The organism is Paenibacillus sp. PAMC 26794 (assembly GCF_000316035.1).
In the GTDB taxonomy this organism is placed as follows: domain Bacteria; phylum Bacillota; class Bacilli; order Paenibacillales; family Paenibacillaceae; genus Paenibacillus.
This window is the reverse complement of record NZ_ANHX01000086.1, coordinates 1-16,391: the sequence shown is the minus strand read 5'-3', so window position 1 is coordinate 16,391 and position 16,391 is coordinate 1. Positions and strand designations below refer to the sequence as shown.

Sequence of the window (16,391 nt, the reverse complement as noted above, 5' to 3'; positions counted from 1 at the left end):
CGGCAGAGCATATGCCGAAGCAACGCTCCACTCCTTTTCAAACATCTGACAACAATATCAATGGCTTACGCCATGTCACCGCTTGGATTGCCCGGTTGACCGCATACGGCAATCCTCTGCCTAGCAGCTGTACCGCTCGGCTCCCATGCGTAGAGGACAACAAACATCGTTCTACGCAAGAGATGCGGCTACTTTGGACTCCTCTGCTTCAATAAGATTGCTGCGGACGAGCCACCCGAAGACGGGATTTGGTTTAACTTGGGTTCGGAATTGGATTTGGGGATAGACGACAAGGAATGTTCCTCCTGTCGATGTAAGGCTTGCCACAGGGTTCCGGCCGTCTAGCAGGAAGTCGATCGTACCTCCTGATTTGGTACCCGAGCTACCTTTGACGAAACCTATGTTTATGGGGTATTGATACACTCTATGTACGATTTGATTTTTCCCCCACAGCCCTGGTGTGGATAAGTAAAGATTCGGCTGCGGGGTAGTGAGCTTTTCCTGACGATTAAATTTAACGAGGGTACTGCATGAGGCTCAAAGAATGCTCCGTATGGCACGAACGGGACTGCGCTTGGATTGCCGGAGAATTCCATGCTGATTGACGTTACCGCAGGTAGCATGAGGTGAAAGCGCTACCTTAACATCAAGTCCGCACGCCCTCCGGAAGGCACTTTCGTGCCTCTTGCCGGGGGCGACCATCGGCTTGGCCAAGCTTAGGTCGTTACTAGTAAATCCTTGGTCTCCTGAGAGATCACCTGCTGCATACTGGACTTGATAATGTCGCAGCCGGCGGCCAGATGCTCCATCGAGACGGTCAGCGGAGGCATGATCTTCAGCACACAATCTCCTCTGCCTGCTCTTTCAATGATGAGCCCGTTCTCGAAGCTGATATCCGTCACCCGCTTCGCCCCGGCTTCATCCATGAACCCCGAGACGTCAATGCCCCAGATCAGGCCGAGTCCGCGGATGGCGATGGACGGATGCAGAGGCTTAATTTCTTGATCAAGGAACGAGCGCACATATTCTTCCTTCTGCTTCACCTGAGCTTCCAGTTCGGTTCTGTCCCGGAACTCTAGAGCAGCCTTCGCGGCCACAAAAGCCAGCTGGTTGCCGCGGAAGGTGCCGTTGTGCTCGCCCGGCGTCCAGATATCCAGTTCGGGCTTCAGCAGCAGGAGGGACATTGGCAGGCCGTACCCGCTGATCGACTTCGACAGGGTAATGAGATCCGGCTCGATCCCCGCACGTTCGAAGGAGAAGAATTCGCCTGTCCGGCCGCATCCTACTTGAATCTCGTCTGTAATGAGCAGAATATCGTGCCTGCGGCAAATCTGCTGCAGCTCACGTAGCCACTGCGCGTCGACAACGTGAATTCCGCCTTCGGCTTGTACCGTTTCAAGCAGAATCGCGGCCGGCTTGTCGATTCCGGAGTGCGAATCAGTCAGGATATTCTCGATATAACCGAGCGTATCCATTTCTGCGAAAGCCCCGCTCGGGTGCGGCATGAACGTAACTCCGTCCAGAGGAAGCCCCGCCCCTTCTCTCATGGACTTGGAGCTTGTCGCCGACAGACTGCCGAGCGACATGCCGTGGAAGCCACCCATGAATGCGAATATTCCACTTCTCTTCTTCGCCTTGCGTGCGAGCTTCAGGGCCGCTTCCACCGCATTCGTCCCTGTTGGACCGCAGAATTGAAGCTTGTAATTCAGCTTCTTCGGCTCCAGGATCCGCTCGGAGAAGCTCTGGATGAATTCACGCTTGGCCATTGTATACATATCCAGACCGTGCATAATCCGGTCGGAGGTCAAGTAATCGAGAACCCGGTCTTTAATATAATCGTTGTTATGGCCGTAATTGAGTGCCCCGGCACCTGCAAAGAAATCAATATATGCTCTTCCGTCCTCAGAATATAAAAGGTCTCCCTTGGCCCGGTCGAATACCACCGGAAAGCTTCTGCAGTAAGATCTTACGTTGGATTCCAGCTTTTCAAAAATGCTCACTCGCTTCATCCTCCATCGGAATTGGGATAAGGTTGGCTCCATCTTTCTGAACCTTCCTTTCTAAACCTTCTGACGTCATGGAGCAACATATTCTAGGCTGTCATTTTCCACAATTGTTGGTCCCCACATGCCGGCTTGTTGGTAAGCCAGTATACTGGTCTCTCGCACACAGCTTGGATGGGTATAAAAAACCCTACAATTCCATTTATTAGAATAATAGGGAATAAGACCTAGGTTGAATTATATCAAAATTTACAAGAATGTATAGTGAAATTTTTGTTAAATATAGTCATTATATTGTTAAATTTGGTTCATAAAACATTATGTGTTAACATTTTTCGTTAAAAATAGTGAATGGAGAAGAAACGTTGGGCATGATTTGACATCAATCAAGGAATTCGACGAGTGTTGACATCCAGTCATTTAACAGGTAAATTTGGTATATATTCCCTTTAAATATTCTTTGCCGGTGTTCCGATTCCTTGCACTTTGTAATTTTCAACATGATTACCTGACCAATTTCTGAAAGCCTGGCTGGAAACTGGTCACAGCGTCCGCACGGATGGTAGCCGACATCGTTTTGTATCACGCCTTCTTCTCTACGCCTCTGTTAGAGTAAAGGGTAAATATATTCTGCTCCTCCTCGTCAAACCGTAGGTGAGGTTTTCCCTTATACGCTTTCCGATGTCCTTCACTCATTTACATGCAGATTACAATCGCGTTCTGAGTCCGAATTGAACGGTCAATAATTTTACTTCGCGTAATAAGCTTCTTCATCGAGCGCATTGTTGCTTCTTGGCATACCATTTTGTGAGTTGCTGAAAGATGTACCCGTCACGTTCAGTCATCTTCCTTTACCATTCAAATGATCTTTTATGCCCGATCCGCATCCTTCTTGGGGATATATTTGCACTTACGAGTTGCGAAGGTTAATGATTCTCTTTAAGAAGTTGATTACATTCGTGCACGAAGAATATTTCAAATGTGAGAATTACAAAAGGATACTCTTCCTAAGATACTTTATAATCTGATGGATTTTCGTCCAATGAATGACCGCAATTTACAATGAAAAAACACAAATAAGGTGGTTCTAATATTTAGAACCACCCTCCTGAAACATCAAAAAAGTCCTGATGACTTAAAGTCATCAGGACCATTATTTTGTTCATACTTTATTAGTTTACTGAATCTATTGATCAACCCGTTATCCATGTCATTGGGCAATAGTTCGTGTAGTTCCATACTTTTGTTAATGGTTCTACACTTATTTATCACTAGACAATAAAGTAAATTATACAGAATTCCTTACCTTACTCAACTGTTACACTTTTCGCAAGGTTACGTGGTTTATCCACATCATGACCCAGTGCCAGGGAAGCATAGTATGCCAGCAATTGCAGCGCAACTACAGACAAAGCAGGGCTAAGCAGTGGTAGCGTCTTAGGAATCGCAAACGCTTGGTCTACGGATTTCAGCAATGGTGCTACGTGCTCTTCATACGTAATTGCCAATACATCTGCGCCACGTGCTTTTACTTCCTTAATGTTGCTCACTGTTTTCTCAAGTACGTTCTCCTGCGTTGCCAGGGCAATAACAGGGATACCGTCTTCGATCAATGCAAGCGTACCATGTTTCAACTCACCCGCAGCATACGCCTCGGAGTGAATATAAGAGATCTCTTTCAGCTTCAAAGATCCTTCTTGAGCTACTGCATAGTCAAGACCACGGCCAATGAAGAAGAGATGTTCATGTTTGGAGATTTGCTCTGCATATCCTTTGATTGCTTCCGCTTGCTCCAACATGGATTCCACTTGCTCAGGCAATGCTTGCATCGCTGCCAGCATGTGTTCAATCTCTTCTGCAGATTGAGTACCACGAACTTGTGCAAGGTACAGACCAAGCAAGTTGAACGCGATCAACTGTGAAGTATACGCTTTGGTAGAAGCTACTGCAATTTCAGGACCTGCCAATGTTGCGATAACATCATCTGCATCACGTGCAATGGAGCTGCCCACTACGTTTGTGATTGCCAGTACATGTGCACCATTGGATTGTGCTTCACGCAATGCAGCAAGCGTATCGGCAGTTTCACCGGATTGGCTCACTACGATTACAAGTGTATCTTTGTGAACGATTGGGGAACGGTAACGGTACTCGGAAGCCACATCTGTTTCAACCGGAATACGTACCAATTGCTCAATCACTGTACGTCCAACCAGACCTGCATGGTACGCTGTACCACATGCAATGATTTGAACGTTACGGATATTTTTAATTTGTTCTTCAGTCATTTTCAACTCAGGAAGTTGAACTTTTTTGCCTTCATTATCGATGCGACCCAGCATAGTATCACGATATGCTTTTGGTTGCTCATGAATTTCTTTCAGCATGAAGTGCTCGAATCCGCCTTTTTCTGCGGTTACAGCATCCCAATCGACACGAATCATTTCCCGAGAAATAAAGTTGCCTTCAATCGTCATCAATTCGACAGCATCATGTGTCAATACAGCCATTTCACCATCATTCAGAATGTACACATTACGTGTATGTTCCAGAATTGCCGGGATGTCGGAACCAATGAAGTTCTCGCCTTCACCAATACCAATAATCAATGGGCTTGCTTGACGCACAGCTACGAGTTTCTCAGGCTCATGCTCTGTCAATACACCCAGTGCAAATGCGCCACGCAACAACGTGATCACTTTTTGTACTGTTTTGACGATATCACCATTGTATTCACGTGCGATCAGGTGAGAGATAACCTCAGTATCTGTCTCGGAAGTGAACGTGTGCCCTTGAGCCATCAATTCGTCCTTCAGATCCAGGTAGTTCTCAATAATACCGTTATGCACAACAGAGAACTTCTGGCTTCCATCCGTGTGTGGATGAGAGTTCTCATCCGATGGTTTACCATGAGTTGCCCAACGTGTGTGTCCGATTCCGGCATTACCTACCAGTGGTGCACCATCCAGCTTGGCTTCAAGGTTCGCAAGACGACCAAGAGCTTTCGTGATTTGCAGACCTTCCGGTGTGAATACCGCGATACCTGCAGAATCATACCCACGATACTCAAGTTTCTTCAATCCTTCGACCAATACCGATTGAGTGTTCTTATTACCAATATATCCAACAATACCGCACATAATTTATTTCCTCCGTTTGTATATGAATACTGTGTCACGAAGAGAAACAGGCAGAGGCGGCATATCGGAAAAATGAGTGATTGCCTAGCGTTTCATGAATACTTGGTAATTATTCAATTATCAATGATCAGAGCGACCTCGTGTCGCCCCGCTGTCATCATAAGCTGTAATGAAAGCAATCATGAATGTACATCATTTTCCCATCCGCGTACTGTTTACGCTCTTCACGCACATTCATTTGAATTTTAGTTTAACTCTTGCACCTGCACCGGCGCGTTGTGTGGACAGTCACCTATCCATTTTCCGCAATCCGGTTTACGGCTCTGGTGCTTCACCGGGAGGTCCCCGCCGAACAATCCGAACACCTCCACCTCGTCAGCTTGATTGCCGTTGATCTTAATCAGCCGTTCTTCAACTTAGAAGAAATCCTGATCAACATCATCCCGCGCAACTCCAAGCTCTGGCGCTTGTGTAACTGTAACCTTACGTTCCTCACTTTCTGTGTCTGAATGACGACTCCACTCATTATATGCACGTCAGGTCCATTTTGCAATGGAGCAAAGTACCTGTGAAAATTTTAGCATATTCACCTACAATCCCGACCGGATAAACGGACCTATGGTCTCATTAAGCCGGGACGCAGGAATATCCATGCATAAGTCCTAAATCATGTTATATTAAGCCTCGTTCTACACAACAATTCCCTTAAGAAAACCGTATGCAGAAGGTATTTCTTACATCTTCCAGTCCTATACCAGTTCTTTTTGCACTACATCTGCGATTTGAGACACAAATTGTTCAAGTTCGTCTTTATCTGGTCCTTCCGCCATAACACGGATCAGAGATTCAGTACCTGAAGCACGAACGAGTACACGTCCATTATCGCCGAGTTGCTGTTCTACTGTAGCGATAGCTTGCTCGATTGCAGCATTGCCCTCGTATTTGCTCTTATCTTCAACACGCACATTCACCAATACTTGTGGGTACTGGGTCATTAGCGCTTTTAGTTCACTCAGTTTTTTACCGGAAGCCTTGAGCGTATCCACGAGTTGAATCGCAGTCAGCATACCGTCTCCAGTTGTATTGTAATCCAGGAAAATAACATGGCCAGATTGCTCTCCACCCAAGTTGTAACCACCGCGACGCATTTCCTCCATCACATAACGGTCACCTACTGCCGTTTTAGCTGTTTTCAGTGCAAGTTTCTCCGTTGCTTTGTAGAATCCGATGTTACTCATAACGGTCGATACAACAGTACTGTCCTTCAACTTGCCTGCACGATTCATCGCATCACCGCAGATACACAGAATGAAGTCTCCATCCACTTCAGCGCCAGTCTCATCAATAGCAATTAGACGATCCGCATCCCCATCAAAAGCAAGACCCAGATCTGCTTTATGTTTAAGCACTTCTTGTTTCAGGTTCTCTGGATGAGTTGATCCACATTGCTCATTAATATTCAGGCCGTTAGGCTCAGCGCCAATGGCAATGACTTCTGCACCTAGTTCACTGAACAATTTCGGTGCCAGTTCATAAGCTGCTCCGTTTGCACAGTCCAAAACAATTTTAAGTCCAGAGAACGATTCATTTACAGTCGTTTTCAGGAAATCAAGGTAACGATAACGGGATTCTTCATCTGTCGTTACAGTACCCAGCCCGCCACCAACTGGCCGTGGCAATTGATCTGTCTCCGCATCCATCAGCTCTTCAATCCGGTTCTCTGTTTCATCAGACAGCTTGAAGCCATCTCCGCCAAAGAACTTGATTCCGTTATCCTCAACCGGATTGTGGGAAGCGGAGATCATCACGCCCGCGTCAGCTTTCAACAAACGTGCAATATACGCCACTCCCGGAGTGGATACAACGCCCAGACGGATTACATCAGCGCCAATGGACAACAGACCTGCAACCAATGCGGATTCCAACATCAATCCCGAGATACGAGTATCCATGCCGATAACCACTTTTGGTCTTTCCACACCACCTGCAAGCACGTAACCCCCACAACGTCCAATGCTGTAAGCCAGCTCTGCCGTTAACTCTTTATTGGCAACCCCTCTTACACCGTCTGTACCAAAATATTTCCCCATGATTTAACTCCTTCTATTCGCATCATATACGAGCACTATTATTATTTTTTGAGAATTTTAAAATTAGAACGTTTACGGATTCGCGCCACTTTTACTGCCAGTACCGCTGTTATTATTATTTAAATTACCTCGACTGCTTGTGCTCCCCTGTTGACCCTGATCCTGAGTATCCGTATTCGATTCCGTTTCTTCATCATCAGGAACAGGCTCTGTTTCCCCATTTTCAACCTCGGCTGGTGTTGGGTCAGGTGCTACCGTTCCCTCGTCCGTCGGTTCTTCGCCAGGAGTGGTCGTGGTATCTTCAGCCTTTTCGCTAATTTTGACCGTCGCACTCAATGCAGTGGATGGTTCATCCAGTTTGGCATAACGGGGCAGGTCGGCTTCAAGCTTGATCTCATGCGTTCCGACCGCAAGTCCAGCAAGATCCCCGGTTAACGTGAGATCATCACTACTCAGACCCTCAAGCATACTTGCTGAGCCTGTAAGTGTGAGGTTCAGACCGCCGCTTCGAGGCGTAACCAGCGTCCCTTCCAGTCCATTCCCCGCACCGGTAAGTGTGATGGGGACGTTTGGAAAGACTTTGGTTGTCTCCTCTGCCTCGTCAAATGGTGATATGGTTACCTTGATCTGAATCGAACTAGGCTCGATTTTCTCAAAACCGGAAGGCGGCGTCAAGTCCACGTTAACTGTCGATGTACCCGACTGATCAAACTGTGTAAGATCAAGGGTTACTTGGTCGTAGGACTGTATACCCGCAAGCGCATCCTCTGATCCATAAACCGAGACTTCTTTCACGCTTGGCTCTACCGTGGAGAGTACCAGGCCTTCCGGAAGCTGTCCCGAATATTTGATTCTTAAGGGTACAGATGTATAGGGCTGATTGACCGGAACTCGGACTTCAACCGTTTGAGGCGTTATAATCGCATTTTCAAGGACCTTGCCTTCAGCATCGTATGCTTGAAGTTTCACTTTTTTCTGTATGACATCTTCCTTGGCATCTTTCACGCTCACACTGCCCTGGACCTTCGTTACAGCCTCGAGTTGCCCTTCGGGCAGAGTTACCTTAACCGGCGTCGAAGGTTCAATTACGGGCGTTCCAGCGCTGTATCCGGCGGATGGTTCCCCTTCGGGTACAATATTCACATTGAAGGATTTGGTGCCCAATTTTTCTACGTTCACCGTAACCATGGAAGGTTCCATGCTGACCACTTCTACCCCAGAAGGCAAATCAGGTACAAGTGGCAGTGTATTGGACCCATCTTTCACCTGGCTCAGATCGACCAATACCTTGTAATCATCATTGGTAAAAATCGATGTTAGCATCGAGCGTTGCCCTTTGATCTCCAGTCGGACCTCATCCGTACTTAATGAAGTGAGCACATAGCTGTTGCTGTCTAATCCATAGGGTTGAACAGGCACCGTACGTTCCACAACCTTGTTGGTTGTGCCTGTCGTAATCGTAGGAGTGGTTGGTACTTCATCCAGATGAATCATGAACCAGAGCAGCAGGCTCACCGCAAGCGCAAGTATTTTGGCAAAGTTATTATTGTTAAACCACTTATCCATTGTTACGTCCTCCCTTCCGTTTCCAGAAGGTTGTCCAGCCATTCTTTTTCAGATTGGATGTAGGGCGCAACTCCTCATACAGTTTGGCGATCAGCGATTCTTCCTTAATATCACGAACGACCTGTCCATTCATTGCCAGTGACACTTGTCCTGTCTCCTCGGAGACAACCAAACAGATCGCATCTGCAACTTCGGTAATCCCGATTGCTGCACGGTGACGTGTTCCCAATTCCTTACTGATAAAAGGATTCTCTGATAATGGCAAATAACAAGCTGCCGCCGAAATCTGTTTTCCCTGTATAATGACGGCTCCATCATGGAGCGGTGTATTTGGAATGAAAATGTTAATCATCAGCTCCGAGCTGACCAAAGAATGCATCTTAATGCCCGATTCCGTGTAATCGTTCAGACCCGTTTCACGTTCAAATACGACCAATGCGCCAATTTTACGCCGTGACAAATAATTAACAGACTTAATAATCTCACCAATTAACACCGTTAATTCTTCATCACTCGCTGCCGCTGAACGTCCGAACAACTTACCGCGTCCCAATTGCTCCAGACCACGACGCAGTTCCGGCTGAAAGATAATGAACACCGCAACGACACCAAACGTAAACATCTGGTTCATTAACCATTTGAGCGTATACAGGTTTAGCCACGTACTTAATGCCCAGATCAACACAAGGAACAGAATCCCTTTCAGGAGCTGAACCGCACGTGTCCCCCGAACAAGCAAAATCAGTTTGTACATAATATAGGTAACGATCAATATATCGATAACGTCCTTAATGGACTCTGTCCACGTTAAGTCAGCAAAATAATTCATAAGCCAGCCCCCGCTATCCCCATTGATGAGTAAACCCTGATCTCATATTAACCCATTAGGATTTTAAATAATCCTTTATCTCGCATTTTTGCATCTTTCGATATGTGCAAAATGCTTATCTATATGTAGTAGTATGTTCTCTTTAGTATCTAGGTTATAACGTTAACGTTCAGGTTGCAAGTTACGGCAGTCTCAAACTGCACATAAACATCACATTTACCATGAATTACAAAGTTTGTGTATAAAAAAAGAGTACCCCATGCAATCTGGAGGTACCCTGCTTGGTATATACCATTGAAGATTTTACCCTGTTCTAGCGATAAGCCACTTCATTTACCATATTGGTTATTTTGTACCAGAACCAGTCCAGCGCCTGATCAATACTTTTCACCTGACCTGAGATATGCGCCGTTGAAGCCTGAAACAGTTGTCCGTCGATAACCGTCAGATTGCCGTTCACATCACCATATACTTGTGCGGTTCCATTTTCTATCGTAAGATCGCCAGCAATTGACTTACCTTCAGGAACAATAACCGTGTTACCCTGAATCACGATCTGGTCCAGGTTATTTCCCTTAACGACCATTTCGTTGTTCTGATTCCAGAAATTCAAGGCGCTAAAGAGCATCACGACCAAAAAGAAGGCTGCCGCCGTCAGCGCGGGATGTCCTTTGACCCATTTGAGCCATACTTGCTGTCTCTTGGGCTGGGGCAGAGCATTCATAATTCGATTGGTCAGCTCATCAGAGGCAGACGGTGAATAGTGTTTCATGGCAAAGAGTAGCATTTCCGTCTGTTCCAACTCTTTAAAGCGCATGCGACAATCCGGACAGATCACAAGGTGACTTTTCAGTTCAACCTTCTGGGCCGGGGACAACGACTCATCCAAACATTCATGCATTAAAGAGACGGCCGAGTTGCAATCCATATGAGAGCCAATCCTTTCTTAAATCACTTAGTCCATGTGCCATTAAAAAGCACGCATAAGACTTGCATACATTACATACGCATCCGTTTCAGATATGTTTCAAATAATTTCGCCCATATTTAAAGGCGTTTAACATTTATAGCTTATACTCCAATTTTTTACGTAAAAAATCACGGCCCCGATGAACGCGTGTCTTGATCGTTGTTACGGGCATACCTGTCACATCACTGATTTCCTGTAGCGACAAGTCCTGTAAATATCTCAGAATCATAACGGACTTATACTTGGCTGGCAAACTGTCAATGGCCTCGCGAATGAGTGTCTGCGTTTCTGACAGGAGCGCTTCACTCTCCGGTGTACGATCATCACTCGGGAGCATCGCATAACCATCAGATCCTTCCTGGTCATTCAGTTCAGCATCCAAAGAGTATGAAGGTTTCTTCCTGCGCAGTCGGTCAATACACAGATTCGTTGCGATCCGGTAGATCCAGGTTGAGAACTTCTGGTTCGGATCGTACTTCTCCATATTACGAAACACACGCAAAAACGTCTCCTGCACAACGTCTTCAGCTTCATGACGATTGTTCAGCATCCGGTATGCCAAATGAAATAGCTTGTCCTTATATAGTTCAACGATTTCTGCAAAGGCTCTCTGGTCGCCCTTGAGCACCAGTTTCACAAGCCTGTTCTCCAAATTGTCCACCCTTATTCCCCCAGACATGCTGATGGGTCTTCCGTCTTCTGATACCCGTCCACACTTGTAATTCACCAATCAAATCGTAAATCAACTTTGGTCAAAAATCAAGACTGTATGACAAATATCCGCCAAAAACAGTAAAAACGGGAACTCCCGCAGGAGTCCCGTTTCATCTCTTACTCCGTAGAGCAGAGAATGTAGCTTTTTAGTTAACAGGGTAATGGGTACTTTGTTACATATAATTATTCAAATGCGCCAGTTCAATCATCAACCTGTGTTACGCAGTCCTGCAGCGATGCCATTGATTGTCAGCAACACTTCTCTGAGCAGTTCCGTATCATCCTCACCACGTTCACGCATATCTCTGAGCTCGCTCAGAAGTTGAACCTGCATGTAGGATAACGGATCCACATAAGGGTTACGAAGGCGAATGGATTCTTGAATAACCGGTACATCATCCAGAATTTCAGCTTCTCCGGTAATTTTCAGAATCAGCTCTTTTGTGAGCTTGAATTCGGCTTCAATCTGACCGTAGATGCGATCACGGGCTTCCTTGTTCGAAGTCATAGCTGAATATTCTTTGGCAATGACCAGATCTGCCTTGGCTACGGCCATCTGTACCGTATCAATTAATGTACGGAAGAATGGGAAGCTTGCATACATTTCTTTCAGGACAACCAGATTTTCCTCTTTATCCTGATAGTAACTTTGCAATCCTGTTCCGGCCGCATACCATGCCGGAAGCAGATATCGACTTTGAGTCCAGGCGAATACCCAAGGGATCGCTCTCAGATCTTCAAACTTATCGCTATTTTTACGCTTGGATGGACGGGAACCAATATTCAGCTCACCAACCTCCGGAAGCGGCGTTGATTCTTTGAAGAAGGTGAAGAAGTCTGGATCACGGAAAATCAGATCCTGATATTTCGTCAGAGATACTTCCGAAATCTCTTTGATGATGCTGTCCCAATGACGTTCGGATGCTGACTCTTGCGGCTCAAGTCCATTGAGTGCTGCTGTAATCAAAGCCGAAGTTGCTTGCTCCAGACTGCGGTATGCAATCCCCTGAAGAGAATAACGGGAAGAAATAACCTCTCCCTGCTCCGTAATCTTGATGCCCCCACCAATCGTATGTGGTGGTTGAGCAAGAATACTGCGGTTGAGTGGCATGCCGCCACGTCCAAGAGCCCCGCCACGTCCATGGAAGAACTTCAGCTTAACGCCGTGTTCATTCCCTACAGCCGTGATGGCATTCATTGCTACGCGTAGTTCCCAGTTGGCTGTAACCACGCCGCCATCCTTGTTACTGTCTGAATAACCAAGCATGATTTCATGCAGTTCATTCCGTCCTTTTACGCTTGCGCGGTATACAGGAAGGTTGAACAGCTTTTGCATAATATCTGAAGCCTCATGTAGATCATCAATCGTTTCAAACAGTGGTACCGCTTGAAGAGTAGATACAACGTCACCGTTGTGTCCTTTGGTGAATAAGCCCACTTCCTTGGCAAATACCATAACCTCCAGCAAATCACTTGCACCCTGAGTCATACTGATCAGGTAACTTGTGATACAGCCGTTCCCAAATTCGTTCTGGGCACGCTTAATGGTACGGAAGACATCCAGACACTCTTTGGTACCCTCCGTGTATTGGTGATAAGGAGAAGTAAGCGGACGCGGATCATCCAGCAAACGAGCAAGCAGATCGATTTTACCGTCTTCAGTCAGACGTGCATAATCCTCTACAATGTTCATTTTCGCCAAAATCTCCGACATCGCATTTTCATGTTCCTTACTGTGCTGACGCACATCCAATGCTGCGGTATGGAAACCAAACAACTCGACTTGACGAATCATTTTGCGAATGGTCGTATCTGCTACGTAATCGGCAAAATGATGGCGCAGACTTCGATCAATAATCATCAGTTCATCAATCAAATCCTGTGCGCTATGATAACGGTCAGGCTGACCTAATTTGTTCTCATCCAGTACATTGTTCAGCTTGGCAATCATATAGGCCAATTTGATGCGGTATGGCTCTTTTTCATTCCGCCAGATATCCACTTTTTTCAATGTAACAGAATTACGGTCCTGCTCAATCGACTGCACCAGCTCATCCGATACATGGATGATGTTTGTGCTGAAGCTGAGATGACCCATAAGTTCAATCATAATCCGTTGGTATTCACGCAAAGCGAGCTTGCGCTGCATCAACAACGTCTGCCATGTTACATCTGAAGTTACCGAAGGATTTCCATCCCGGTCTCCACCGATCCAGGAACCGAACCGCAAATACGTCGGCACATGCCAGTCATGGTCAGGATAAAATTTGTTCAGGCAGCGTTCCAGCTCCTGATATACATCCGGAAGTACGTGGAACAACGTTTCATGAAAGTAGTACATCCCGTTCCGCACTTCATCGAGTACAGTCGGTTTGCGGTCGCGAAGTTCATCTGTCTGCCAGAGTGTAATAACCTCATTCAGCAGTTTCTCACGCAACTGTTCACGTTCACGCAACGTCAGCGTAGGATTATCAAGAAGCATGACATCTTCAGATATCCGTTTATGGATGTCCAAAATAACCCGGCGCATGGCTTCGGTTGGGTGAGCTGTCATAACGAGTTCCAACGACAAATCGTCGAGAATCTCTTCCACCTCTGTATGAGACAATCCACGTTCCTTAAGATCCTGTACTGCTTTCTCAATCGATCCTGGCTGCACAGCGTTCCCTGCAGAACGTTCATAATCCCGTTTACGCCGGATCCGATGGTTTTGTTCAGCAATATTAACTAATTGAAAATAAATAGCGAAAGCCCGAATAACCTGGTGACGATTGTCCGAGTCTAATTCCTGGATCATCGTTTTGAACTCTGCATACAGTTCTGGCAGAAATTCTGCACGCAACGATTTGCTCGTTTCCCGAATCTTCTCAACGATATCTAGAAGCTCCGTGCCGCCTTGATGGACAAGAACTTCTCCGAGTATATTGCCCAGGAACCGCACGTCTCGCCGAAGCAGGTTGTTGGATTGGCTTTTGCTGGCGGTTACCATAGTTTCAGTCATGCTTATCCTCCCATCTGATCGTTCCATTCGTACACGTAAATTTGACACCTTCATAACATCATACAATAAAATGGTACGAAAATCTTTATTTTTCTACTAGAAAAAATGGGGATTATCCCCGATTTACAGCACAAAAACACGCTTTTTTATTCATTTTCTTGTTCTGCTTCAATTAATGGTCATATGCTGTCGCATGATACCTTTTTCACGTACTTTAGATAAATCAAATGTCTCATACCTATACTTAAAAATTTATAAATATACAGTTCATTTAGATATGATCCCATGTACCTGATATTAAGGTTAAACCGCATAATTTCATTGTTTGAGAACAGATGATATACAAAGAAACATGACCGGCAAAGCAAGCTTTTGTATACTTTACCACAGTGACGCAATAAATTAAAGATGTAATTATAATTTTCTTCCCACTACAGTCTGCTTATTAGGGGAGTTTCTTATGTATGTTCCTAACCTACTGTAATCGTAGGGATATCTTAACACATCATTTCTACATAATGTACTTGTCTTCTTGGGCAGATTAATCTATAGCTCTTACTAAAAAGGAGGAATCTAAATGATGAAGAAAGGTACATCAATTATTGCTTCCGTGCTTCTGGTGGCCGCGATGGCTGGCCCTGCTGCTGCTGATGGTCATATGTCCAAAGGAATGGATACCAACACCAACGGATCACGTGTCCGGTCTTATCAGGACACCAACTACATGGATCGCACAAACACCAACCTGAATATGGATGGAAACTACCGCAACAATGGTGACTATCGTACCAACAGTGTTCGTGCAAACGCCACGACAACCAACCGTGACAATGGTATGAGTTGGGGATGGCTCGGTTTGCTCGGACTGCTTGGCTTAGCTGGTATGCGTAAAAGAGTGACGGATCACAACGAACGTTAAATTGTACTCATGTCACGATACAATAGCTGCTACGCTTTAGAAGCAGCTCATCCACAGAGATAAACAGAAGAGCCAAGACCTCCCTATTTGGATAGTAAAGGGGTCTTGGCTCTTTTTTAAATAAACCTGTACTGTACTTTACATAAAATATTACATAAAATAACTGCTAATTCTTGCGGTAATAAAAATAAAAAAACCTCTGCATCTGCAAAGGCTCTTTCATTATATCCTGTAAGCGGGTGATGGGAATCGAACCCACGCTATTAGCTTGGAAGGCTAAAGTTCTACCATTGAACTACACCCGCATAAACAAAAATCGGGATGACACGATTTGAACATGCGACCCCCTGGTCCCAAACCAGGTGCTCTACCAAGCTGAGCTACATCCCGATACTAAAAAAATAATGGCGCGCCCTGAGAGATTCGAACTCCCGGCCTTTTGATTCGTAGTCAAACGCTCTATCCAGCTGAGCTAAGGGCGCAAAATATTGGAGCGGAAGACGGGAATCGAACCCGCGACCCTCGCCTTGGCAAGGCGATGCTCTACCGCTGAGCCACTTCCGCAAATAAAGGATGCGCGTGGAGGGACTTGAACCCCCACGTCAAAGACGCTAGATCCTAAGTCTAGTGCGTCTGCCAATTCCGCCACACGCGCATATGATGGTGAGTCATGAAGGGCTCGAACCTTCGACACCCTGATTAAAAGTCAGGTGCTCTACCAACTGAGCTAATGACTCATACTAAAATGGCTGGGGATATAGGATTTGAACCTATGCATGACGGAGTCAAAGTCCGTTGCCTTACCGCTTGGCTAATCCCCATTAAAAAATATGGTGGAGGCTGAGGGGATCGAACCCCCGACCCTCTGCTTGTAAGGCAGATGCTCTCCCAGCTGAGCTAAGCCTCCAACTATATGACCCGTAGGGGATTCGAACCCCTGTTACCTCCGTGAAAGGGAGGTGTCTTAACCCCTTGACCAACGGGCCCCATTTCCAAAGCTCTCAACCGGGATCGAACCGGTGACCTCATCCTTACCATGGATGCACTCTACCTACTGAGCTATGAGAGCAAATGGCTCCCCGAACAGGGCTCGAACCTGTGACAACTCGATTAACAGTCGAGTGCTCTACCAACTGAGCTATCAGGGAATAATATGCAT

The 16,391-nt window shown here is 46.0% G+C and carries 9 protein-coding genes and 11 tRNA genes; 1 reads left to right on the top strand and 19 read right to left on the bottom strand.

The genetic code is table 11. The annotated features are described in order from the left end of the window. Positions 1 to 716: 716 nt before the first annotated feature. From ectB to ppc, 8 genes are all read right to left on the bottom strand, one after another. Complete coding sequence (ectB, locus tag D829_RS0127480) at positions 717 to 2,000, bottom strand: diaminobutyrate--2-oxoglutarate transaminase (RefSeq protein ID WP_017692123.1); 1,284 nt, start codon at positions 1,998 to 2,000, stop codon at positions 717 to 719. Positions 2,001 to 3,310: 1,310 nt separating this feature from the next. Then, entirely contained in the window at positions 3,311 to 5,143 is a 1,833-nt protein-coding gene (glmS, locus tag D829_RS0127475; protein ID WP_017692122.1) for a glutamine--fructose-6-phosphate transaminase (isomerizing), read from the bottom strand. A gap of 749 nt (positions 5,144 to 5,892) precedes the next feature. After that, positions 5,893 to 7,233 carry a phosphoglucosamine mutase gene (gene glmM, locus D829_RS0127470; protein WP_017692121.1) on the bottom strand — a complete coding sequence of 447 codons (1,341 nt, stop codon included), beginning with the start codon at positions 7,231 to 7,233 and terminating at the stop codon, positions 5,893 to 5,895. A gap of 72 nt (positions 7,234 to 7,305) precedes the next feature. Next, positions 7,306 to 8,799 (bottom strand): CdaR family protein, encoded by a 1,494-nt coding sequence (locus tag D829_RS32020; RefSeq protein WP_017692120.1) that lies wholly within the window; start codon positions 8,797 to 8,799, stop codon positions 7,306 to 7,308. Beyond that, the gene (gene cdaA, locus D829_RS0127460) at positions 8,792 to 9,628 is read right to left on the bottom strand and encodes a diadenylate cyclase CdaA (RefSeq protein WP_017692119.1); all 837 of its coding nucleotides are present in this window, start codon (positions 9,626 to 9,628) and stop codon (positions 8,792 to 8,794) included. Before cdaA ends, D829_RS32020 begins: the two co-directional genes overlap by 8 nt. A 313-nt stretch (positions 9,629 to 9,941) precedes the next feature. Continuing rightward, positions 9,942 to 10,556, bottom strand: a complete 615-nt coding sequence (locus D829_RS0127455; RefSeq protein ID WP_017692118.1) for a zf-HC2 domain-containing protein — start codon at positions 10,554 to 10,556, stop codon at positions 9,942 to 9,944. A 136-nt stretch (positions 10,557 to 10,692) separates the two neighbouring features. Continuing rightward, entirely contained in the window at positions 10,693 to 11,259 is a 567-nt protein-coding gene (gene sigW / locus D829_RS0127450; protein ID WP_017692117.1) for an RNA polymerase sigma factor SigW, read from the bottom strand. Between the two features lie 261 nt (positions 11,260 to 11,520). Further along, entirely contained in the window at positions 11,521 to 14,313 is a 2,793-nt protein-coding gene (gene ppc / locus D829_RS0127445) for a phosphoenolpyruvate carboxylase (RefSeq protein WP_017692116.1), read from the bottom strand. A gap of 577 nt (positions 14,314 to 14,890) precedes the next feature. On the opposite strand from ppc, the gene D829_RS0127440 reads away from it, so the two are divergent. Next, a complete protein-coding gene (locus D829_RS0127440) occupies positions 14,891 to 15,232 on the top strand; it encodes a WGxxGxxG family protein (RefSeq protein ID WP_017692115.1) in 342 nt (113 codons plus the stop codon). Between the two features lie 234 nt (positions 15,233 to 15,466). Here D829_RS0127440 and D829_RS0127435 read toward each other — a convergent pair. From D829_RS0127435 to D829_RS0127385, 11 genes are all read right to left on the bottom strand, one after another. After that, positions 15,467 to 15,537: transfer RNA gene (locus tag D829_RS0127435), tRNA-Gly, on the bottom strand. Positions 15,538 to 15,548: 11 nt separating this feature from the next. Beyond that, a tRNA-Pro gene (locus D829_RS0127430) sits at positions 15,549 to 15,622 on the bottom strand. A 15-nt stretch (positions 15,623 to 15,637) separates the two neighbouring features. Beyond that, a tRNA-Arg gene (locus D829_RS0127425) sits at positions 15,638 to 15,714 on the bottom strand. Between the two features lie 7 nt (positions 15,715 to 15,721). Continuing rightward, a tRNA-Gly gene (locus tag D829_RS0127420) sits at positions 15,722 to 15,796 on the bottom strand. 10 nt (positions 15,797 to 15,806) lie between these two features. Continuing rightward, positions 15,807 to 15,887 (bottom strand) — tRNA-Leu (locus D829_RS0127415). Between the two features lie 6 nt (positions 15,888 to 15,893). After that, positions 15,894 to 15,969: transfer RNA gene (locus D829_RS0127410), tRNA-Lys, on the bottom strand. Between the two features lie 9 nt (positions 15,970 to 15,978). Then, positions 15,979 to 16,053 (bottom strand) — tRNA-Gln (locus D829_RS0127405). Positions 16,054 to 16,063: 10 nt separating this feature from the next. Next, a tRNA-Val gene (locus D829_RS0127400) sits at positions 16,064 to 16,139 on the bottom strand. A gap of 7 nt (positions 16,140 to 16,146) precedes the next feature. Then, positions 16,147 to 16,218 (bottom strand) — tRNA-Glu (locus D829_RS0127395). Between the two features lie 10 nt (positions 16,219 to 16,228). Then, a tRNA-Thr gene (locus D829_RS0127390) sits at positions 16,229 to 16,301 on the bottom strand. Between the two features lie 3 nt (positions 16,302 to 16,304). Continuing rightward, positions 16,305 to 16,380: transfer RNA gene (locus D829_RS0127385), tRNA-Asn, on the bottom strand. Between the last annotated feature and the right edge of the window lie 11 nt (positions 16,381 to 16,391).